Source organism: Azonexus sp. (genome assembly GCF_030824335.1).
GTDB lineage: Bacteria > Pseudomonadota > Gammaproteobacteria > Burkholderiales > Rhodocyclaceae > Azonexus.
Genome location: NZ_JAVBXX010000006.1, coordinates 304711 through 327563, shown reverse-complemented (window position 1 = coordinate 327563; position 22853 = coordinate 304711). Strand labels below are relative to the sequence as shown.

Genomic DNA, 22853 nt, shown 5'->3' with positions numbered 1-22853 from the left:
CACAGAAATTCCAGACATTTTAACCGTTAGCGCTTGCCTCACCTTGAACACGGTGCCAAGATTCGAAATCTGACAAATTTGCAAGGCGGCCAAAATATGGCGAACCTGGATTATTCAAACGACACACCGCAGCGCCCTGTCGTCCTTGCGGTTGATGACCAACCAATCAATCTAGGAGTTGCTTCGGCGATGCTGGAAGCACTCGATGTCGATGTCCGGCTGGCCGAAAATGGCCCCGAAGCGTTGCGTTACGCTGAGTTGGCACCACAACCCGACCTCATCCTGCTCGATGTCATGATGCCGGACATGGATGGTCACACCGTACTCGCCAAATTACGGGCCAATCCCCGTACCAGCAACATCCCGGTCATGTTCGTTACGGCACTCAATTCAATGAGCGACGAACGCACCGGACTGCTCGAAGGTGCGGTCGATTACATCACCAAGCCCCTGCAGGCTGACATTTTCCGGGCGCGTGTTCAGACGCACCTCGCCCTGAAACTAACCCGTGACCGCCTGGCCCGGCAGAATGCCAACCTGGAACAGGAAGTCGAGCGCCGCCTGGCCGAAAACACCCAACTTGCTGCCCGCCTGCAAATGACGCTTTCAGCATCCGGCCTCGGCATCTGGGAATACCACCACGCGAAAGACCGCATGGAATGGAACCAGGATCTCTGCCTGATGCTGGGTCTCTCCAGCGCACCGCCTGACCTGGCCAGCACACTCAAGCTGATCCATCCAGAAGAACGCCCCAAAATCGAACAGATCCTGCAATCGCCACCGCCCCCCGGCGCCGATATTGCTGTAGCCGAATTCCGCATGCACCATGCCGATGGACACTGGCTCTGGCTGGAAGGACGAGGCCAGGCGCTATCGCTGGATAGCCACGGACAAGCGGTAACGACCGCCGGTACACTGGCTGATATCAGCCGACGCAAACAGGTCGAAATCGAACAGCAACTCGCTGCGGTTGTCTTTACCGGCATCAACGACGGCATCTGCATTACCGATCCGGAAGCCCGCATCCTGCTGGTCAATGATGCGTTCTTGCGGGTCACCGGCTATTCTTCCGAAGAAGCCATTGGCCAAACGCCAGCCTTCCTGAAATCGGGAATACATGGCGATGCGTTTTACCACACGCTCTGGGACACCCTGATCCGCCAGAACAACTGGCAGGGCGAAATTACCAACCGGCGCAAAAATGGCGAACTGGTCACCGAATGGCTGACCATTTCGGCCGTGCACGACAAAGCCGGCCGCCTGACGCACTACGTCGGACTGTTCAGTGATCTGTCAGAACGCCATGAGGCGGCGGAACGCATCCAGTACCTCTCCAGTTTCGATCCGCTGACCGACATGCCAAACCGCAATTTACTCGCTGACCGGTTGGCACAGGCACTGATTACCGCCCACCGCTTCGAGCGTCAGACCGCGCTCATCCTGCTTGACCTTGATCGTTTCCGCATGGTCAACGAAAGTTTCGGTCCTCCGACGGGCGATGCACTGCTGCAGGAAGTGGCCCGCCGCCTGAAATTGCAGGTACGCGATGGCGATACGGTAGGACGGCAATCAGGCACCGAGTTCGGTTTCGTAATGGCCAACCTGGGACAAGAACAGGACGCCATCTCGCTCGCCCAGCGCATACTCGAATCAATCGCCGTACCATTCACGCTCAACGAACAATCGCTGGCCCTGACGGCCAGCATCGGTATCAGCCTGTCGCCACGCGATGGACAAACGGCCGATGAATTGCTGAAATCTGCGGATATTGCCTTGGCCCGTGCCAAACAAGCCGGACGCAATACCTTCCGGTTCTATTCGCCAGAAATGGATGCCAACGCCGCCCGTCGACTCGGCCTGGAATCTGCCCTGCGCGAAGTCTTGCAACGCGACGAACTGGCGGTCTACTACCAGCCGCAAGTCAGCCTCGACAGCGGCAAAATCATCGGCATGGAAGCGCTGTTACGCTGGAACCACCCGCAGTTCGGCAATATTTCACCGGCTGAATTCATCCCGCTGGCGGAAGAAAACGGCCTGATCATTCCGATTGGCGAATGGGTACTCAATACCGCATGCCAACAGGCCCGACGCTGGCACGACCTGGGCATTGCCTCGCCCTTGCGTCTTGCGGTCAACCTTTCCGCCAGGCAATTTCGTCAAGCCAACCTGGAACAGATGGTCGCCAGCGCACTGGCCAACAGTGGCCTGCCGGCCAACGCACTGGAACTGGAAATTACCGAAGGCGCCTTCATCGACGATGCAGAGCAAGCGATCACCATGTGCCGCAGCCTGAAAAAGCTTGGCATCAAGCTATCGCTCGATGACTTTGGCACGGGGTACTCTTCACTCTCCTATGTGTCGCGCTTCCCGTTCGACAAAATCAAGATTGACCAGAGCTTCGTGCACGACATCATCGAGAACCCGGTCAATGCAGCCATCGCCACTTCGGCCATCCTGATGGCGCGCAGCCTGAATCTGTCGGTGCTGGCCGAAGGGGTTGAGACCGAAGCACAAGCCAACTTTCTGCGCGGTCGTCGCTGCGATGCGATGCAGGGCTTCCTGTTCAGCCGAGCCTTGCCGGCCAGCGATTTTGAACAACTGCTGGCTGGCCGGACCAGCCTGCCGATGAGCGCCCTGCCAAGCGCCGGGACTCAAACACTGCTCATCGTCGATGACGAGCCAAACATTCTCAACGCCCTGTCCCGCCTGCTACGTCGTGAAGGCTTCCAGATCCTGACCGCAACTTCACCGCTGGACGCCTTCGAACATCTTGCCAAGCAACCCGTTCAGGTCATACTTTCCGACCAGCGCATGCCGGAAATGTCAGGTACCGAATTCTTCTCGCGCGTCCGCCAACTCTACCCGGATACCATACGCATCGTGCTCACCGGCTACACGGATCTCGACTCGGTAACCGGCGCCATCAACCGTGGGGCCATCTACAAGTTCCTGACAAAACCCTGGGATGACGATCAGTTGCGCGAAGAAGTACGCGACGCATTTCGCCTGGCCAAGGACAACCAGTTACGCAACCGTGGAGCGGAAACCGGATGACCCTGCCACACTTGTCCGCCTTTGGTTTCGAACATCCCTGGCTCGACCCGGTGTTGGTCGCACTGTTGCTGATCGGCCTGCTGGCCGGTTTGTTCCTGGTCACCAAATTACTGATACGCCTGCAACGCGAGCAACGTCGCTTCCGCACGGTATTCGAACATGCCATGGTCGGCATGGCCCGAGCCTCGGTAGACAAGCGCTGGATCGAGGTCAACCCGGCCCTGTGTCAAATGCTGGGGTATTCTGCTGATGCCCTGCTCCAGCACTATTGGGACGAAATAACCCACCCCGATGACAAAGACATCAGCAACCAGTTATACGATTCGGTACTGCGCGGTGAGCGGGATGGCTACACGCTGGAAAAACGCTATTTGCGCCAGGATGGCAGCGTGCTCTATGCGAATCTGGCCATTCAGGCGATTCGTTTGAATAACGGTCAGGTCGACTATTTCGCTGCCGTTATCGAAGATGTAAGCCAGCGGCAACTGGCCGGCAAACAATTGCAAGATCAAGTGAATCGCTCCATGATCCTGATCGATTTGCCGAAAAAAGCCGAACTGCTCGGCGAGCACGATTTCATGCAGCATGCCCTCGAACAGGCAGAGGCACTGACCAAAAGCAATATCGGCTTCATGCACTTCATCAACCAGGATGGCGACAGCCTCGAATTCATCACCTGGTCACGAAAAACGCTGGAGAAATACTGCACCGCCGTTGCCGATACGCACTATCCGATCAGTCAGGCTGGCCTGTGGGCCGAAGCAGCACGAACCCGTGAACCGCTGGTCGTTAACGACTACACAAACGAACCACGACGCGGCGAATTACCTGCCGGCCACTCCCTGATGACGCGTCTGCTCTGTGTGCCGGTGGTTGAAGCGGACAGTGTGCGCATGCTGACCGGCGTCGGTGACAAAGCGGAGAATTACTCGGCATACGATATTGAAACGCTGCAACTGATTGGCAACGAAACCTGGCGCATTGTTTGCCGGCAACGCACCGACAAGGCGCTTCGACTGGCCATGCAGGTGGTGAATGCCAGCCCCGTCGTGTGCTTCCGCTGGGCAGCAACGGATGGCTGGCCGGTTATTTTCGTTTCAGAGAATGTCCGACAGTGGGGATACACACCGGAGCAACTGCAATCCAGCCAGCCAGCTTTCGCCAGCATCGTTCATCCGGACGATCTTGCCCGGATCGCCGAAGAGGTCCTGAAAAATGTTGCCGCCGGCATGACTGGCTACGAGCAGGAATATCGGCTGATCACGGCGGAAAACAAGGTGATTTGGGTCGTCGACCGGACCCAGGTCACCCGCGACCAATTATTACTGCCAATCTTCTATGATGGCGTACTCACCGACATCACCGAGCGCAAACGACAGCAATTGCTGGTAGCAGACACACTGGCCCACCAACAACAATTGAACAAACGCCTGGAAGAGGCAAACAACCAACTGCTGCAATCGGAAAAAATGGCCTCCATCGGTCAACTGGCAGCCGGCATTGCGCACGAACTGAATAACCCGATTGGCTTTGTTCATTCCAATTTAGGCACCCTCGACGGTTACCTGCACGACCTGATGACGATCATTGATGCCTACGATGCCGCCACCTCAAGCCAGGGCGAAAGCTGTCCACACCTGAAATCCATCCAGCAACTGCGCGAAGAACACGATTTTGAATTTGTCCGCGAGGATATTTTCAAATTGTTGAGTGAATCCAAGGATGGCCTCAGCCGGGTGCGCAAGATCGTGCAGGATCTGAAAACTTTTTCGCGTGTCGGCGAACAGGAATGGCAGGAGGCCGACCTGCATCAAGGCATCGACTCGACGCTGAACATCGTCTGGAACGAGTTGAAATACAAATGCCAGGTCATCAAGGAATACGGCGACATTCCGCCGGTTTACTGCCTGATTTCCCAGCTCAACCAAGTGTTCATGAATTTGCTGGTCAACGCCGGACACGCCATCGACGTAAAAGGCACGATCACCATTCGCACCCGCCGCCTGGGGGAAGACAAGGTTTGTATCGAGATTGCCGACACCGGCAAAGGCATTCCGCCGGCCAACCTGAATCGTATTTTTGAACCATTTTTCACCACCAAACCCATCGGAAAGGGGACCGGCCTCGGCCTGTCTGTCTCCTACAATATCGTACGGCGCCACCAAGGCGAGATTACCGTTGAGAGCGAACCCGACAAGGGCACGACTTTCCGGTTGATATTGCCCATCCATCCGGTTGCCCAGACTGCCCTGGAGAATTCACCATGACCGAGGCGAACGACGCGCCTACCCTGCTGCTTGTCGACGACGAACCGAGCATCCTGTCCGCCTTGCGCCGCCTGTTCCGCCCGCACGGCTATCGCATCTTCGTTGCCGAAAGCGGTGCCGCCGGGCTGGCGGTACTGGCCGAAGAACACATCGACCTGGTGATTTCCGACATGCGCATGCCGGAAATGGACGGCGCCACCTTCCTGCAGCAGGTTCGCGAACGCTGGCCCCTGGTCATGCGCATCCTGCTCACCGGTTATGCCGATATCACGTCCACCGTCGCGGCAATCAATCAGGGCGAAATCTACCGCTATATCGCCAAGCCCTGGAACGACACCGAAATGCTGACCCTCGTTCGGGAAGCGACGCAACGTTTGCGCCTTGAAGCCGAGAACCGGCGACTGACCGAGCTTACCCAGACGCAGAATGAAGCACTGAAATCACTCAATGCCAGCCTGGAACAAAAAGTGGCCGAGCGAACCAGCGAGTTGCGCAAGGCCCTGAGCCAGGTAGAGCTAGCGCATGGCGAATTGAAAAAATCCTTCGTCACCAGCGTCCAGGTCTTTGCGGGTCTGATCGAATTGCGTAGCGGCCCGGTCGGCAAACAACTGGCCGGTCATGGCCGGCGCGTTGCCGAACACGCGCGCAGCACTGCCCAGCGCATGGGACTGCCCGATGCCGAAGTACAGAACATCATGCTGGCCGGCCTGTTGCACGACATCGGCAAGATCGGCCTGCCCGACGAATTGCTGGGCAAACCCTATAACATGCTGAGCGCCGAACAGCGGGCGCTGGTCATGAAGCACCCGAGCATCGGCCAGAACATTCTGATCGGCATCGACAAATTCAAGGACGCCGCACTGATTGTTCGCCACCATCATGAGTGTTATGACGGCAGTGGCTACCCGGATCGTCTCAGCGGCATCACCATTCCGCAAGGAGCGCGCATCCTGACCGTTGCCAACGACTATGACGCCCTTCAGATCGGCACGCTGGTTCAGCGTCCGCTTAAGCCGAACGAGGCACTCGATTTCCTGATCGAGAATCGGGGCAAACGCTACGACCCTGCTGCGGTCGACGCCTTCGTACGCCTGATTTCCGAAACCCTGAAAACCGGCCCGATCGAACTGCCGCTACGCACCATGCACCTCAAACCGGGCATGGCCGTCAGCCGCGACTTGATGCATCGTGACGGCTATCTGCTACTCGCCACCGGTAGCATCCTGAATGCCGAAATCATCGGCCAGCTACTCCGCATGGAGCAGGCTGAACAACAAAATCTTACGGTCTACATCCGCCAGGAGGAAAAATGAACCGAATCCTGATCGTCGATGACGAAGCCTCCATTTTAAAATCCCTGCAGCGCCTGCTACGTGCAGCACCTTGTGCCTATGGCGGCAAGCAATTTTCCCTTGACGTGCGTGTCAGCAGCTCGCCGACGGAAGCACTGAGAATGGCGCAGCACGAAGACTTTGATCTATTCATCAGTGACTACCGCATGCCGGAAATGGATGGCATCGAGTTCCTCAAGGCCGCAAAAACCATCCAGCCTGATGCAGCCCGGCTGATTCTCTCCGGTTACGCCGACTTGAATGCACTGGTCCGCGCGGTCAACGAAGTCGGTATCGAACGTTTCATCGGCAAGCCGTGGAATGACTACGACTTGCTGTCCGCCATCGGTCAGGCGCTCTCCCATCGCGAGTTACTCCTGGAAAACCGTCAGCTGGCCGATCTGGTACGACTGGAAATGGGTGACAAGACGGCCGAGGAACTTGAAGCCGAGCGACTGGAGCGCATCGAACCGGGCATTACCAAGGTTGACTGGGGGCCGGATGGCTCGGTCATCCTCGACCCGACACTGGACTGAACCGTCACGAACCAGAAAGCCTGAGCGGCAGGCAAGAACAGGACAATCATGGATGCATTCATCTGGGACCAGCGCTATATGACCGGCGAATTGCTCGTCGATAGCGAGCATCAGGAACTGGTGCGCATGATCAACTCGGTCATCGACCCTGGCGATGGGCAATTCGATAAAAACCAGATTCCCGAGGTGCTGAATCGACTTGTTGAATATGCTGCCGTGCACTTCAAGCACGAAGAAATCTTGATGGCCGACGAGGGCATCGATCCACGCTTTCTGGCGCAGCACACAAAAGTACATCAGGATTTTGCCGCGCAGGTCACACAGATGCTGGCGGACGGCGAGCAGAACAGCGACCTCGAATACCTGCTGAATTTCCTTACCACCTGGCTGGCCCAACATATTTTGGGCATGGATCAATCAATGGCTCGCCAGATTCGCGCCATCCGCTCGGGACAAGCCGCCAGCGCTGCCCTCGCGACCGAGCGTCAGCTATCCAGTGACTCGGCGACATCCAGCTTGCTCGAAGCAATGGGTTCGCTGTATCGCATCATCTCGGCCCGCAACAATGCTTTGGGCGAGTTGAACCGCTCACTTGAAACCCAGGTAAAGACCCGCACACAGGAATTATCGACAGCAAACGATCGCCTGACGCAGGAGCAAAACCAGTTGCGGCAGGCAATACAACAACTGGAAGTGACACAGAAAAAGCTGCTGGAATCGGAGCATCGACGTTCGATGGAAGCCAAACGCAACCTCGAACGCTTTCTCAACCAGATCATTGACGGCGACCCGGTTCCCACACTGGTGATCGACGAAAAACATCGCATCACCCACTGGAACCGGGCTTGCGAGGCAATCAGCGGATTATCCGCCGAAAAAATGATCGGCACCGATGAGCAGTGGCGAGCCTTCTATCCGGCGGCACGTCCCATCATGGCCGACCTGATCGTCAATGGCAGCCTGGAAAACAGCTTCGAAACCTACTATCGCAACATTTTTCACCGTTCACTATCGATTGCCGATGCCTTTGAAGCAGAAAGTTTTTTCCCGCACCTTGGAGGTACGGGACGATGGCTCTTTTTTACGGCCGCTCCGATCCGCAATAGTGACGGCAAAATCATTGGTGCGATAGAAACCCTGCAGGACGTGACCGAGCGACACAAAGCCCAGGAAGCATTGCTGCAGCACCAGGAACAACTGGAAGCACAAGTTGCGGCACGCACGCAGGAATTGGCGCGCGCCAACCACGAACTGGAAAGAGAACAGCAGGAACTGACCTTGCTGTTGAAAAAAGTAGAGGAAGCACAGCAACAACTGCTGCAGTCGGAAAAAATGGCTGCCATCGGCCAGTTGGCGGCGGGCGTGGCCCACGAAATCAACAATCCGATCGGTTTCGTCAATTCCAACCTGGGTTCGCTGAAAACCTACATCGCCCACCTAATGCAATTAATCGATGCGCTTGAAAGCAGAGAACCGGAGGCCATTACCCAGGCCCGGAAAATTGCCGATCTGGATTTTCTGCGCGAGGATCTGCCTTCCCTTCTCGCCGAATCCCAGGATGGCTTGAACCGGGTGACCCGGATTGTGCAGGACCTCAAGGATTTCTCTCGCGTCGATCAAGCAGCACACCAGTACGCAGACCTCAATGCGGCAATGAACAGCACCCTGAATGTCGTGCGCAACGAGTTGAAGTACAAAGCGGATGTCATTGTCGAACTGGGGGAAATTCCGGAGATCGAGTGCGTCCCGGCCCAGTTGAATCAGGTATTCATGAACCTTCTGGTCAACGCGGCACAAGCCATTCCGGAGCGCGGCAAGATTTACGTTCGTTCAGGGGTTGACCGCAATAATGTCTGGTTTGAAATCGAGGACACCGGCTGTGGGATGAGCGAGGAAACCCGACGCCATATTTTCGAACCGTTTTTCACCACCAAGCCGGTCGGCCGGGGAACAGGTCTCGGGCTATCGATCTCCTACGACATCATCGTCAAAAAACACCATGGCATGCTGGATGTACGCAGCGAACCCGGCCGGGGAAGCTGCTTCAGGATAACGCTGCCGATCAACGCTCAAAAAAGCTCGGCATCACCATAATTGGTATTCTGGAAAATGCCACGCTCAACCAGTTCGCGGAAGTCATAAACCAGATTTCTGCCATCCTGTTTGGCCTGATAAAGACTGCGGTCGGCCCGACTCAGTACTTCAACCGGCAAGACTTCGGGATCGACTTCGGCGTAACCGATGCTGACCGTCAGATGTTCGACGCGTGGGAACATATGTGCCTCGATCGCCAAACGCACTCGCTCGAAGACATTCCTGGCGATCAACTCATTCTCGGCCGAAATAATCGAAACAAACTCTTCGCCGCCGTAGCGATAAAGCAAATCTGACGAACGGAAGGTTTGCTGCATCAGGCGCGAGACCAGCAGCAGGATTTCATCGCCAACCATGTGACCGTGCGTATCGTTGACCTGTTTGAAGTAGTCGATGTCGATAAAAGCCAGCCAGTACTTTCCATGGTGTGCAGTACGCCGCCCCGAAGTTTTCTCATTGAAACTATCCGGACGAGCCATCGCCGACCATATCCGCTCAAAATTGCTTTCCAGCGCCTGGCGGTTGAGCAAACCGGTCAGACGATCACGCTGGCTCATATCAAGCAGGGCGTAATAATTGGAAAAGACCTCCAACACCCCCCGAATCGTCGCATCTTCGTTGGGCGCAACCTCACGATCCCGACGAAACACGAAATAGCCACAGACCTCGTCGCTGCCCACCAACGGATAACCGATCAGCATTTCACCGTCTATCGACCGCGTGCATGGCTTGCCCAGCAAACGGATATTGTCGGTCAAGGCCGCAACCTCAGGACAAACATCGGACGGACGGGCAATTTCCTCGATGCGCTCGACCATGCGCCCCATGCCCTGAGCGTCAATCTCCTTGGAGCGATGGTAATGAATAATGCGCTCCAGCAACTGCTCGTCATCCAGCCGATAAAGCGAGGTATCAAGCACACCAAGCAACGGCCCCAGCGTACGCAACAGACTCTGCTCAACCAACTCGGTATCGCGTATCGACGTCATGGCGCCCAGCTTGCCGAGCAATCCGGGGGCTCTGAACTGACTGGCGTTATTCAACATACGCATAGGGTTTGCTACGAAGATGATCAGGTCAGCATATTAGCGCCATCCTGCGGCGAGGTGGCAACTTACTGACGACAAAAGAAAATGGATAAAGCTGAATAAAAAGAAGGGGCCAGAAGGCCCCTTGAAGGAAAGAGACACCGGTCGTTTGCTGTTCTCCCAGGTCTCTAACGCAGAGTCGAATTACATATTCGGATAGTTCGGCCCGCCACCACCCTCCGGAACCGTCCACACGATATTCTGGGTCGGATCCTTGATGTCGCAGGTTTTGCAGTGCAGGCAGTTCTGGCCGTTGATCTGCAGACGCGGCTTCCCCTCTTCCTCGCCAAGAATTTCATAAACACCGGCCGGACAGTAACGGGTTTCCGGTGCGCCATAGCGCGCGTAGTTGATGCTGATCGGCACCGACTCGTTCTTCAGGCGCAAATGGCATTGCTGATTTTCTTCGTGGTTGGTCGCCGACAGGAAAACCGACGACAAGCGGTCGAAAGTCAGTTTGCCATCCGGTTTTGGATAGGCAATTTTCGGGTAAGCCGATTTGTCACCCAACTGCGTATGATCGTCGTGATGGGCCAGGGTCCACGGCGCCTTGCCGCGAAAAATGAAGGTATCGATGGCACCGTAAGCCAGACCGGCCCACAAGCCCCACTTGAACGCTGGACGAATGTTGCGCACGCCGTGCAACTCGCTGGACAACCAGCTCTGTTTTACCTGATCGCCATAGCCGACAGCCTCGACGCCCCAGTCTTCCTTGTCGAGCATGGCGAACACGCTGTCGGCAGCCAGCAGGCCGGACTGCATGGCCATGTGTGTTCCCTTGATCTTGGGTACGTTCAGGAAACCGGCCGTATCCCCGACCAGCAGACCGCCGGGGAAGGAAAGCTTGGGCAAGGACTGGAAGCCACCTTCGGACAACGCTCTGGCACCGTACGAAATACGCCGGCCACCTTCGAAGAAGCCGCGAATCGCCGGATGCGTCTTGTAGCGCTGGAACTCTTCATAGGGCGACAACCACGGATTCTGGTAATCGAGGCCGACCACGAAGCCGACAGCCACCAGGTTGTTTTCCAGGTGATAAAGAAAGGAACCACCGTAGGTATCGCTCTGCAACGGCCAACCGACGGAATGGACGATCAATCCCGATTGATGTTTTGCCGGGTCGATTTCCCACAACTCCTTGATCCCGATGCCATAGGTTTGCGGATCGACACCGTCACGCAGATTGAAACGCTCGAACAATTCGCGCGTCAGCGAACCCCGGCAGCCTTCGGCAAAAATCGTTTGCTTGGCCAGCAACTCCATGCCCGGCTGGAAATTATGGCCGGGCTGGCCGTCCTTGCCGATACCCAGATCACCGGTTGCCACACCTTTGACCGAACCATCTTCGTGGTAAAGCACTTCGGCTGCCGCGAAGCCGGGATAGATTTCGACGCCCAGCGCCTCGGCCTGCTCACCCAGCCAGCGACAGAAATTACCCAGGCTGACGATGTAATTGCCGTGGTTCGACATCTGCGGTGGCGTCGGCAGCTTGGTCGAGCCATTTTCCGTCAGGAACAGGAAACGATCTTCGCCGGCTGGCGTATTCAGTGGCGCACCACGTTCCTGCCAGTCGGGGAAAAGCTCGGCCAGTGCCCGGGTCTCGATGACGGCACCCGACAGGATATGGGCACCAATTTCCGAGCCTTTTTCCAGCAGGCAGACCGAAACTTCCTTGCCAGCCCGCTCAGCCAGTTGTTTGACGCGGATCGCCGCCGACAGCCCCGAAGGGCCGCCGCCGACGATCACGACATCGTATTCCATCGCATCGCGATCAGTACGCATGGTCATGCCTTAGAACAGGTTTTCCGGCAGGGCAAAAGTAGCCGCGCTGCCGCCGGTCACCTCGGCTGCATAGGCTGCAGCGAAGGGCAACTGGTGGGTCGCAAAGTACTCGGCAGTTGCCAGCTTGGCCTTGTAGAAATCATCGCTGCTACCTGCCGCCAGATGCTGTGCGGCCAAAGCGGCCGACTTGGCCATCAGCCAGCCGCCAACGACAATGCCGGTCAACTTCAGGAAAGGCACGGAACCCGCGTGAACATCCTGCGGTGCGCTTTCGTAATTGGCCAGAATCCAGGCAACTGCGGTCGACAAGGATTCGATGCCATTTTTCAGGTTGACCGCAATATTGGCCGTTTGTGCGTTGCCGGCAACCGCGACAGCATCAGCCGACATCTCGGCCAACAAGGCCTGCATGGCTGCACCCGGAACTTTTTCGCGGGCCAGCTTGCGGCCGACCAAGTCGTTGGCCTGGATCGCCGTCGTACCTTCGTAAATGGTCGTGATGCGTGAATCGCGGTAGTACTGTGCCGCACCGGTTTCTTCGACAAAGCCGACACCACCGAACACCTGCAGCGCGGTCGACGACAACTCGACACCCTGCTCGGTGCTCCAGCCCTTGACCACCGGCGTCAGCAAGTCGATACGCGCCTTGGCCACGGCATCGCCGGCGTGTGCCTTGTCGATCTGTGCGGCGGCGTAATAGGCCAGCGTACGCATGGCTTCGGTCCGCGACTTCACTTCCATCAGCAGACGGCGAACATCCGGATGATGCAGGATAGGCTTCTTGACGCCGGACTTGTCACCGATGATCGCCCCTTGAACACGTTCGCGGGCATACCACAGCGCATGCTGGTAAGCGCGTTCGGCAATGCCGACGCCTTCGAGGCCGACGTTGACGCGGGCATGGTTCATCATCGTGAACATGTAGCCGACGCCCTTGTTTTCTTCACCGATCAGGTAGCCGACAGCACCTTCGTTTTCACCGAAGGACATCACGGCCGTCGGGCTGCCGTGAATACCCAGCTTGTGTTCGATCGAGGCGCAGATCAGGTCATTGCGTTTGCCCAGCGAACCGTCATCATTGACCAGGAACTTCGGCACCAGGAACAGCGAAATGCCCTTCAGTCCCGGCGGCGCATCCGGCAGACGGGCCAGCACGAGGTGAATGATGTTCTCGGCGCAGTCGTTCTCGCCCCAGGTAATGAAAATCTTGGTCCCGCTGACCAGGAAAGTGCCATCGCCAACCGGCTTGGCTTTGCTGATGATCGCGGCGAGGTCGGAGCCGGCATTCGGTTCGGTCAGGTTCATCGTGCCGGACCAGGTGCCTTCGACCATTTTCGGCAGGTACTTCTGCTTCAGTTCGTCAGACGCATGGTGGGCGATGGCTTCAATAGCGCCGCCGGTCAACATCGGGCACAGCGCGAACGCCATGTTCGACGACTTCCACATTTCGTTGACCGCCATCGTAACCACCGCCGGCAAGCCTTGACCGCCGTATTCCGGGTCGAACGGCATGGCGTTCCAGCCGGTTTCGCAGAACAGTTTGTAGGCATCCTTGAAACCCGGCGCCGTGGTGACCACGCCGTCCTTGCAGACGGAACCGACGGTATCGCCAGCCCGGTTGATCGGGTCAAGCACGCCGGTGGCAAATTTGGCCGCTTCGTCGAGAATCGACTCGACCAGATCGACCGAGCATTCTTCATTACCTGGCAGGGCGCAAATTTCATCCAGGCCGGCAATTTCGTTGAGAACGAACTGCATGTCGCGCAGAGGGGCGATGTAAGTACTCATTTACAGCTTTCCTTTCACAATGGACGGCACCCGGCGAACAGGCGCCTCAAAGCCCGCCAGTGCGGACATGGCAACGACAATGGAAAACGGGAAGGCCGGCCCACAGGGCCGGCCGATCTCCTCGCGATACTTGCCGGAGTGCTGTTCCCCTTTTACGCAAGCATTCTTTTTTATTGACAACAAGCATAGCGGAAGACTTTTGCGTAACCATTGGCACAATGTAACGAATGATTGCAAACCTGATTCAATGAGCCGGCATGTTCTAGAATCTGCCGATGCCGTATTCACCAATCAACGCCAATGATGCCCGCTGTCAGGACATGCTGCAAACCGGTCTGGATTTACTCGACCAGGGAATCAGTGTCTTCGACAGCGAATTGCGATTGGTTGCCTGGAACCGTCCATTCCTTGATCTTCTCGGCTTTCCCGAACCTCTCGCCCGGGTAGGCACACCCTATACAGACTTTATTCGTTACAACGTCGAACATGGTGAATACGGCCCGGGCGACCCGGAAGAACTCCTCGCCGAGAGACTGTCCGCCGCACAACGCTTCCAGCCAGAAATTCGCGAACACCGGCGCCCCAACGGCAAGCTCTTGCTACTCCGCGCCGAACCGCTGCCTGGCGGCGGCTTCGTTACTTTGTACAGCGACATTACCGAGCAACGCTACCTCGAACATCTGACCGAACATCAGAATATCCAGCTCGATGAACGCGTCCGCCGCCGCACCGCCCAGTTGGAGAATGCCAACGCCAACCTGCGGCGGGCGCTGGCTGAAAATGAACGGATGCAAGCCGCATTGCTACAAGCCCAGAAAATGGAGGCGATCGGGCAGTTGACCGGTGGACTGGCGCATGACTTCAATAACCTGCTGACCGTCATCATCGGCAACCTGGCCGCCCTGCAGGACCACAGCCCGAAGCATTCGGCAATCGGCGAATACGTTGAACCGGCATTGCAGTCGGCCCGCCGTGGCGTCCATCTGATCAAGCGCCTGCTGACCTTTTCCCGGCAACAGGCGCTCGAACCGCAGGCCGTGGACATCACCCAACTGATCAACGAATTGGCCCGCCTGACCCGACGCTCATTACCGGAATCGATCCGAATCGATCTTAGTGCGGTCCACGCCCCGCGCGATGGAAATTCCCTTCACGCACTGGTCGACCCCGCTCAATTGGAAAGCGCCCTGCTCAACTTCGCACTGAATGCCCGGGATGCCATGCCGGATGGTGGCGAACTGCGCGTTGCCGCACGCGCCATCGCGCTGCAAGGCGATGCACTGGATTTCGATGTTGCACCCGGCGATTACGCGCTGATCGAAATCATCGACAACGGGTGTGGCATGGATGCGACAACACTGGCTCGGGCATGTGAACCTTTCTTCACTACCAAGCGACTCGGCCTGGGCAGCGGGCTGGGGCTGCCGATGGCCTACGGTTTCGTCCGCCAATCCGGCGGTGGCATGCTGATGCACAGCAAACCGGGCCTTGGCACCCGTGTCCAGATCGTTCTGCCACTCACCACAGCGCCGATCATTGGCGATTCGGCCAATGAACCCGATCTGCCTGCCGCAAGTGGCGAACTGGTCTTGCTGGTCGAAGACGAACCCAATGTCCGGCGTGTCGTACGCCAGCAATTAGTCGATCTCGGGCACCCGGTCATCGAAGCGGAAAACGCAGCCCAGGCAATTGAAATGGTGGCGCAGATTCCGGATATCGCCATCGTGGTCAGCGATATCCTGATGCCTGGCGAATTGAATGGCCGGCAACTGGCCGAACACATATTGCACAAACACCCCCGCATGCAGATTATCTTGATGAGCGGTTACACCGACGAGAGTGACGACGCTAACAATGAACGTCTGCCGGTTTTGGCCAAACCCTTTATCCGCCAGGATCTAGCCAGGGCATTGCAATTCGGCAAGAAGGAGAGGTCATGAAAGAGCACGACAACGGCAAACTGATTGCCATCGTCGAGGATGATCCCGATGTCGCCAAAATCATCGAGCAGGTGCTGGCTGATTTCGGCTTTCGCACCGTCTGGTGCCGCAGTGCCAGCGATCTGCTGCGCCGATTGCGTACCCTGGCCCCCGAGCTTTGCATCATTGACCTCGGACTACCGGACATGGACGGCATCGAGGCCATGCAACGAGTTCGCAGCCAAACCCCTTGCGGCATCATGATCCTGACCGGTCGCGCCCATGTCAGCGACCGCGTCATGGGATTGGAAATGGGGGCCGACGACTACATGCTCAAACCCTTCGAGCCGCGCGAACTGGTCGCCCGCGTGCGCAGCATCCTGCGCCGCCGGGAAAACGTGGCGGATAACCCGCCGCAACAGTTGGCCTGTTTTGCTGGCTGGCAATTCAATCTGGCCAACTACACATTGCTCGGACCGGGTGGCGCCGAACAGGTGCTGAGTACCGCCGAGGCCGAATTGCTCAAGGTCTTCGTACACAATCCGAACCGGATTCTGCAGCGTGAGAAACTGATGGGCAGCCGGGACGTCAGTCCGAGCGACCGGGCCATCGATGTGCGCATTTCGCGCCTGCGGCGAAAGCTGGAGCCGGATGCACAAAGTCCTTCGTTGATCAAAACAGTTTATGGCGCCGGCTACCTGTTTCTTTCTGCGGTCGACTGGTCTGGCGAAGAAAATAAAGCACCACAGAAATAGCCGTCAGACGATGTAAAAAAGGGCTGAAATTCAGCCCTTTTTGCTTGTCGACCGGAGAAATCCGCCGTTCGTTATTCGTCCTCGTCGTGTAACTGGAACTTGCTGGCCAATTGCTGCTGAATGTTCGGCGGCACAGCAGCATAACGGGAGAATTCGATGCTGTAGCTCCCCAGGCCGCCGGTCAGCGACTTCAGGCGCGACTGGTAATCATTGAGTTCAGCCAGCGGCACTTCACCACTGATCGCCGCCATGCCGCGCCCTCGTCCGTCGGTGCCGGTAATGTGGCCACGTCGGCTGGAAAGATCACCGGACAAATCACCAATGGAAGCTTCCGGTACAACAATCTCGATATTGACGATAGGCTCCAGCACAATCGGCTTGGCGTTACGAATCGCGTCAATCGTGGCCTTCCGGCCGGCAATGGCAAACGCAATATCCTTTCCATCGACTGCATGCGTTTTACCGTCAAAAACCGTCACTTTCAGGTCGTCGACCGCATAACCCGCCACAACACCACCCTCCAATGCCTGGCGCACCCCCTTTTCAACCGCCGCCATGAAAACCCCTGGGATGACGCCGCCCTTTACTGCATCGACAAATTCAAATCCTGCACCACGATCCTTCGGCTCAATACGTAGATGTACCTCCCCAAATTGACCGGCACCACCGGACTGCTTCTTGTGGCGATGCCCCCCCTCAGCCGAAGTGGTGATGGTTTCACGATAAGGAATGCGCGGTGGCTTGGTATCCACTTCCAGCTTGTACTGGCTGCTCATCTTGGCCAACTTGGCTTTCAAGTGGATTTCACCGAGACCGCGAATAACGGTTTCGTTGCTGCTTGGATGGCGCTCGACAATAAAGGTTGGGTCTTCAACGGCCAGTTTGCCGAGAATTTCGAACAGGCGCTGCTCGTCACCCTTCTTTTTGGTTTCTACCGCCAGACCAGCCATCGGACGCGGAAACACCAGCGGCACCAGATGAATGTGATCTTCATCATGCGAATCGTGCAACACACAGTCAAAATCGATTTCTTCAACTTTGGCAATAGCCCCGATATCGCCCGGCAGCAAGGTATCAACCTCAACGCTCTCCTTACCCTGAAGCTGATACAAATGCGCCACCTTGAACGGCCGCTTGCCATCACCCACAAACAGTTGCATGTCCTTCTTCAACGTCCCCTGGTGCACCCTGAAAATCCCAATCTTGCCCATGTAAGGATCAGAAACCACCTTGAAAACATGGGCCAGCACATGCTTTGTCGCATCGGGCACGGACTGAAAAGCTTCGGAAACATCACCTGGTGCCCCCTTGTAGAAAGCTTGCGGATTGCCTTCAAGCGGGCTGGGTGCCAGCGAGCTCAGCACATGCAATAGTTCCTTGATACCAGCACCGGTCTTCGCCGAAGTAAACAAAATGGGAATCAGGTGGCCTTCGCGCAAAGCTTTTTCGAAAGGGGCGTGCAGGTCGGTAACTGCGGGATCGCTACCGTCCTCCAGATAGCGGGCCAACAGGTCCTCATCCTCCTCGACGATCTGATCAATCAGCGCACGATGTGCCTCGGCCACCGAAGCAAAATCGGCATCACCCACCTCATGCTCCAACACCTCAACCACATCCGCCGAACCATGGGCCGGCAGATCCAGCAACATGCAAGCCTTGCCGAAACGCTCGCGAATTTCCGCTACCAAGCCAGGCAAGTCGATATTCTCAGCATCAATCTTGTTGATGACAATCATTCGACATAATTTTCGCTCGGCAGCAAGGTGCATCATGCGCTCGGTCATTACTTCAACACCGGCCTGCGCGTTGATCACGATCAACGCCGTATCTACAGCGGCCAAGGCCGCAATCGACTGACCGGCAAAATCCGGATATCCAGGCGTGTCGAGCAATTGAATTCGGGTTTCGTCGTAAGTCAGATTAGCCATTGCAGAGTTCAGTGAATGACCTGCGTCTTTTTCCTGCGCGTCGAAGTCGGAAACCGTATTTCCACGGTCAACACTGCCTTTGGCGGAAATTTGACCGGCGGCATGCAGCAACGCCTCAACCAAGGATGTTTTCCCGGCAGCACCATGGCCTACCAGAGTGACACTACGGATGGATTCGATCGATTTGCTGGACATGACGCCCTCTCCTGTTTCAATAAGCTATAAATCTATGGGACTTCGCACGCCAACTCAAGAAAATTACGCCCCTTTCGGGGCGTAATCTCGATAAGACCAGTTCAGCGTTATCGGTACTTAATCACGAATCAACTCGCGCCAATTGACGCGTCGTGCACCATAGGGTGGCGTTGTCTGCTGTCCGCTATCCGATGTCTTTAAGGTACCGTCGGAACCCGTAACCAAAATCTTGACTTTGCCATCCGGCAGCTTGATTCGCTGAATACCCACCACCAGACTGTTACCCAGCGAGGTCAATGTCCCTGCATGAATCTTTGGCGTCGTATCATTAACGGTACAGGTACCAATCGGCAACTGATAAATATTGCTTCGACCGCTTGCAAGGCAGATACCGCTTTCCGGGATATTGGTAGCAAAAGTCAAAATATTCCCTTCCAGAACCGGGTCCACCAAGGACACCCGTTCAGCGCCACCATCGGCGGGAATATCCGGAAAATCCAGGTACCAACCCAATTGCGCGTCCGATACCGAGCTAGCAGAAACCGAACTTCCCGAGACCGTCAATTTCTGCAACTTGCTCTTGGGTGAGCTCAGCGTCCCCTGCTCTTCGTAATCGTCGATGATTCCATAAAACGACTGTCCAGTTTTATCCGTCATATCAGCCGCTTCGATGAATTTTCCGCTGCCGATATAGACGGTAGTCTTGTCGTTACAAACAGTCAGTTCAGGTTCGGTAGTAAAAGGCTGTCCCATATTGGCAAGCTTTACGACATCCCCAGTATTCGGGTTGATACGCCACAGATTGCCATCCAGGTCGCCACCGTACACTTTGAGAATGGTATGGTCATACCCCCCTTTGACCACCTGCGGCGAGAAGCGGGAGAAACCATTGGCAGTGCTACTGACCGCAATATCTCGAATCACAGCCCCTGTGTAGGCATTAAGGACAATCAACTTTGAGCTACCGCCCGCCGGATTGATACCGGAGGAAATCAGGGCCGCCCAAGTTGAATTACCGGAAGCATCAAGCACCTTGCCCAACCAGGGCCGAGCCAGCGCATAACCAATACTGGAACCGACAGAGGCTGTTTCACTAGTTACTTCCCACAACAACGATGGAGAAGCCGGTGAAGTAACATCCAGCGCAAAAAATCCGGAGACAGGAATCAGCGCATCCACATCATCGCCTTTAGCAACACCACCACCGAGCGCGGCAACCAAGATTGTTTTCCAGACCGCTGCATCAGTATCGCAAGCGCTGACACAGATATCATCAACGGTAATAGAACCATCAACGAAGAAGCGGTGGTTATTACCGTAAGTCGTATCAGCCAAACGCCACATTTCACGCAGCGCTGGCGTCGGTACAAAGGCCCACAACTCATCACCTGTGTTTGCATTGAAGGCGTGCAACATGCCATCGTTAGCACCCACATACAGAACAGGCGTACGCGAACAACTCGTACCAGACTTCAAACCATTCGCAAAAGTTTCGTACCCAGGATCACTATAGTTCCCACTGGCCTTGCAAACGAATTTTGGCGCAGAACCAACAAAATCCCCCAAGACGGCCTCGCGCTGACGGAACAGGCGAAACTCATTAGCATCACGGGTATCAAACCCGGTTTGCCCGCGCAAGTAGTCGATCAAGCGAGCCGTCGTAGCCTGCGCTTTATAATCGGTGGACCATGTCGGATATTGATTTAATTTCGTGACATCAAATTTGCTGGCATGCGAAGAGAGGTTGCCACTGCTAAAAGCTGTCAGCGCGCCGCCATTGTTAAAATAAATCGTTCGGGTATCGGTCGTTGCATCAACCTTGTCGGCCATTTTTCCGGTACAAGCAGTAATATTTCTCGCCGGATCAGCCAGTATGCTTTCTGCACACCAAGTCGCTTGCAAACTGACATTACCGGTATTGATATCAATCTGCCGAGCTTCCATATTGCCCGTCCATTTACCCGTGGTATAGGTTGCAACGTAAGCGTAATTGTCGCCATTCACCGGCTCCGCAGTACTGGTCGCTGCAGCAGAACCGGAACCATATTGAGCGGAAATATTCGCCAACGCATCCTTCAAACTGGAAACCAGAACAGCAGGATCTTGTGCCGAAAAATACTGCCCTCTGCCGTTGACCGCAGCATGCCAAAGGTCATCGATTGCCGTCGGGGAATCGTTGGTTGGTGCTGTCCAATTAGCAGAAGCATTCTTGATATTGAAAAAATCACCACTGGTTGCTGTTTTGTAATCCCGGCGATAGCGCAAATCGCCATCAATGCCCAAACCCAGCGTGAAAGTACTCATATGCTGCGTGCTGTTTTTATCATCCGCAGATACTGGAACATTATTTTCACACACGTCCGCCCCTGTTAGCGGCGAGGTGCAATTACCCAAATCAGTCGTACGCAAATCGGTGTTGTAGTAATACATGGCAACGTCGGCCAATGAGGGAACGGTCCCAGCAGAAGTTCCCTGGTAGTAGGGACGTGGCGTGTTACCACCATCCTGATCACCAATCACGCTTCCTTCGAGGTCAGTTACGCCACTACCACTGGAATTACCATTCCAATAACCATCAGTCGTCAGCAAGGCAAAATTTTGCTGGCAAGAATACTGCATTGGATCATCGATACTTTCCTTGCCGGCAAAAACCCGCCCGGCAAATGCCAAAGCACCGCGCAATGGCGTCCCCCCCGATGTCTCGGCTGCCAATAACTTTGAATACCAAGTGGTACGCTGACTGGCATTGAAATCACGAATCTTCACGTAAGTGGACGTGCTGGATAATTTATTGATCTGTGTATAACCAACCCGGAAGCTGCTATCAATATCCTTGAATGCTTGAGATGCGGCTGTTTTCATCATTGCTAGCCGCGTTCTGTAATAAGCATACCAGTTCGAAAAGTTGGTCATTTCCTCGTCATAAGAACAGCCATCAGTATAGGCGGAACAATCGGTACGAGTGGTCGGTTTATCACCGTTAACCTGGTATTTTGATTGGCCGGACTGAATATTTACCCGACTAAATAGTGTTTCGCCATCAACACCGGCAGTTTCGATTATCTTATTTGAAAACGAAAGCGTTCCACTCAACACCAATTTAGCGGCATCATTCGCCCAAATGCCCGAATCTTTGGCAGTAAGATAAACCGTACAAGAACTTCGACTAAGCACGAATTTATTAGCGCTAGTCGTAATCTGATTATCGACAATCCTCTGCGCCATTGCCCGACAATTATCTGTGCTATTACCCACATCACTTTGGGTCAATGTCAAATTCTTCAACAACTCTACGTCATCAAATTTCAATGAGCTGACTGTTTTACTTCCACTATTCCAACCAGTTACAGTGAAACGCAGAACTGCCGCAGATCCAGTCTCTACCTTATTGAAACTAGGATATTTATACGTCGATGTCTTTTTTGCTTGGCAAGTCGTCAGCGCAGAATTGCTGCACCAGCGATAAGGGACTTCGACAACATAAGATCCACTTTTTGTCGAAGCGCAATCAGTTGCATTGTCATTTGTACAATACAAAGGTTTTAAATTATAAAAATAAGGAGTGCTGTTGTTAACAGTACTAGTCGTGGTGTAGGTTGCATTCGGATATTGGTAACTGCTATTGGTCACACAGTTGCTACTACTGTCACACCATCTACGATCAGTATATTGTTGGAGCAGATTTTTTTTGGTGCTGGAAGTGTCGTAGCCATCTTCAGGAACCTCCTTCCAGGCGCCCGAATTGGCCGAGGTCATTTCTGGATAACTGCTACCATCCGCTTTGACCCCCGGCGAATAACGAATTCTTGGATCATAGTACTGCTTGTTAAATGCACTGCTGCTAAATGGCGGCATGCCGATTCGGCACCCCGTCAGGCTGCTCGTGGAATTATTCTGGCGGCACAAACTATCATCGACAAAATCCGGGGTGTAATCCCAAGCCATAGACCCTGAATCGTCCAGAATAAACAGCAGATTCGGGGGGACACGTTGAGCAGAAGCCTTGGCCAAAGGCACTTGTGAAAGTTTGACATCGGCTGCGTGCGCAAGCACGGACGAAAGCACGATACACGATGCCAGGAGGACGATTTTCTTTTGGACCATGATGATTCTCCT

General features: G+C 55.4%; 12 protein-coding genes. 7 read left to right on the top strand and 5 right to left on the bottom strand.

The genetic code is table 11. The features are described 5' to 3' along the window. Window positions 1-96 precede the first annotated feature (96 nt). Genes RCI20_RS03790 through RCI20_RS03770 form a run of 5 tightly spaced genes read left to right on the top strand, consistent with a single transcriptional unit; the run spans window position 97 to window position 9282 of the window. On the top strand, window positions 97-3054 hold the full coding sequence (locus tag RCI20_RS03790) for an EAL domain-containing protein (RefSeq protein ID WP_306603216.1): 2958 nt from the start codon (window positions 97-99) through the stop codon (window positions 3052-3054). After that, window positions 3051-5321, top strand: a complete 2271-nt coding sequence (locus RCI20_RS03785) for a PAS domain S-box protein (protein WP_306603215.1) — start codon at window positions 3051-3053, stop codon at window positions 5319-5321. The genes RCI20_RS03790 and RCI20_RS03785 overlap by 4 nt, the downstream gene beginning before the upstream one ends. Then, window positions 5318-6634 carry an HD domain-containing phosphohydrolase gene (locus RCI20_RS03780; protein ID WP_306603214.1) on the top strand — a complete coding sequence of 439 codons (1317 nt, stop codon included), beginning with the start codon at window positions 5318-5320 and terminating at the stop codon, window positions 6632-6634. Before RCI20_RS03785 ends, RCI20_RS03780 begins: the two co-directional genes overlap by 4 nt. After that, the gene (locus tag RCI20_RS03775) at window positions 6631-7188 is read left to right on the top strand and encodes a response regulator (RefSeq protein WP_306603213.1); all 558 of its coding nucleotides are present in this window, start codon (window positions 6631-6633) and stop codon (window positions 7186-7188) included. The genes RCI20_RS03780 and RCI20_RS03775 overlap by 4 nt, the downstream gene beginning before the upstream one ends. A gap of 48 nt (window positions 7189-7236) precedes the next feature. Beyond that, entirely contained in the window at window positions 7237-9282 is a 2046-nt protein-coding gene (locus RCI20_RS03770; protein WP_306603212.1) for an ATP-binding protein, read from the top strand. Here RCI20_RS03770 and RCI20_RS03765 read toward each other — a convergent pair. From RCI20_RS03765 to RCI20_RS03755, 3 genes are all read right to left on the bottom strand, one after another. Continuing rightward, window positions 9258-10334 carry a diguanylate cyclase gene (locus RCI20_RS03765; protein ID WP_306603211.1) on the bottom strand — a complete coding sequence of 359 codons (1077 nt, stop codon included), beginning with the start codon at window positions 10332-10334 and terminating at the stop codon, window positions 9258-9260. The genes RCI20_RS03770 and RCI20_RS03765 overlap by 25 nt on opposite strands. 180 nt (window positions 10335-10514) lie before the next feature. After that, window positions 10515-12158, bottom strand: coding sequence for an electron transfer flavoprotein-ubiquinone oxidoreductase (locus RCI20_RS03760; RefSeq protein WP_306603210.1), 1644 nt, complete (start codon window positions 12156-12158; stop codon window positions 10515-10517). A 3-nt stretch (window positions 12159-12161) separates the two neighbouring features. After that, window positions 12162-13940 (bottom strand): acyl-CoA dehydrogenase, encoded by a 1779-nt coding sequence (locus tag RCI20_RS03755; protein ID WP_306603208.1) that lies wholly within the window; start codon window positions 13938-13940, stop codon window positions 12162-12164. A gap of 275 nt (window positions 13941-14215) precedes the next feature. Here RCI20_RS03755 and RCI20_RS03750 point away from each other — a divergent pair, with 275 nt between their 5' ends. Continuing rightward, window positions 14216-15880 carry a PAS-domain containing protein gene (locus RCI20_RS03750; protein WP_306603207.1) on the top strand — a complete coding sequence of 555 codons (1665 nt, stop codon included), beginning with the start codon at window positions 14216-14218 and terminating at the stop codon, window positions 15878-15880. Beyond that, window positions 15877-16614, top strand: coding sequence for a response regulator transcription factor (locus tag RCI20_RS03745; RefSeq protein ID WP_306603206.1), 738 nt, complete (start codon window positions 15877-15879; stop codon window positions 16612-16614). The genes RCI20_RS03750 and RCI20_RS03745 overlap by 4 nt, the downstream gene beginning before the upstream one ends. Before the next feature lie 71 nt (window positions 16615-16685). Here RCI20_RS03745 and fusA read toward each other — a convergent pair whose 3' ends face one another. Both fusA and RCI20_RS03735 read right to left on the bottom strand, forming a co-directional pair. Continuing rightward, entirely contained in the window at window positions 16686-18737 is a 2052-nt protein-coding gene (gene fusA / locus RCI20_RS03740) for an elongation factor G (RefSeq protein WP_306603205.1), read from the bottom strand. Between the two features lie 117 nt (window positions 18738-18854). Further along, window positions 18855-22841, bottom strand: a complete 3987-nt coding sequence (locus RCI20_RS03735) for a pilus assembly protein (protein ID WP_306603204.1) — start codon at window positions 22839-22841, stop codon at window positions 18855-18857. Window positions 22842-22853: the final 12 nt, after the last annotated feature.

What these genes read in the sequence shown, in the direction of transcription:
- RCI20_RS03770 (WP_306603212.1), top strand. Translation starts at nt 7,237, where the DNA reads ATGGATGCATTCATCTGGGACCAGCGCTATATGACCGGCGAATTGCTC.
- RCI20_RS03735 (WP_306603204.1), bottom strand. Translation starts at nt 22,841, where the DNA reads ATGGTCCAAAAGAAAATCGTCCTCCTGGCATCGTGTATCGTGCTTTCG.
- RCI20_RS03785 (WP_306603215.1), top strand. Translation starts at nt 3,051, where the DNA reads ATGACCCTGCCACACTTGTCCGCCTTTGGTTTCGAACATCCCTGGCTC.
- RCI20_RS03775 (WP_306603213.1), top strand. Translation starts at nt 6,631, where the DNA reads ATGAACCGAATCCTGATCGTCGATGACGAAGCCTCCATTTTAAAATCC.
- fusA (WP_306603205.1), bottom strand. Translation starts at nt 18,737, where the DNA reads ATGTCCAGCAAATCGATCGAATCCATCCGTAGTGTCACTCTGGTAGGC.
- RCI20_RS03765 (WP_306603211.1), bottom strand. Translation starts at nt 10,334, where the DNA reads ATGCGTATGTTGAATAACGCCAGTCAGTTCAGAGCCCCCGGATTGCTC.
- RCI20_RS03780 (WP_306603214.1), top strand. Translation starts at nt 5,318, where the DNA reads ATGACCGAGGCGAACGACGCGCCTACCCTGCTGCTTGTCGACGACGAA.
- RCI20_RS03750 (WP_306603207.1), top strand. Translation starts at nt 14,216, where the DNA reads ATGCCGTATTCACCAATCAACGCCAATGATGCCCGCTGTCAGGACATG.
- RCI20_RS03790 (WP_306603216.1), top strand. Translation starts at nt 97, where the DNA reads ATGGCGAACCTGGATTATTCAAACGACACACCGCAGCGCCCTGTCGTC.
- RCI20_RS03745 (WP_306603206.1), top strand. Translation starts at nt 15,877, where the DNA reads ATGAAAGAGCACGACAACGGCAAACTGATTGCCATCGTCGAGGATGAT.
- RCI20_RS03755 (WP_306603208.1), bottom strand. Translation starts at nt 13,940, where the DNA reads ATGAGTACTTACATCGCCCCTCTGCGCGACATGCAGTTCGTTCTCAAC.
- RCI20_RS03760 (WP_306603210.1), bottom strand. Translation starts at nt 12,158, where the DNA reads ATGACCATGCGTACTGATCGCGATGCGATGGAATACGATGTCGTGATC.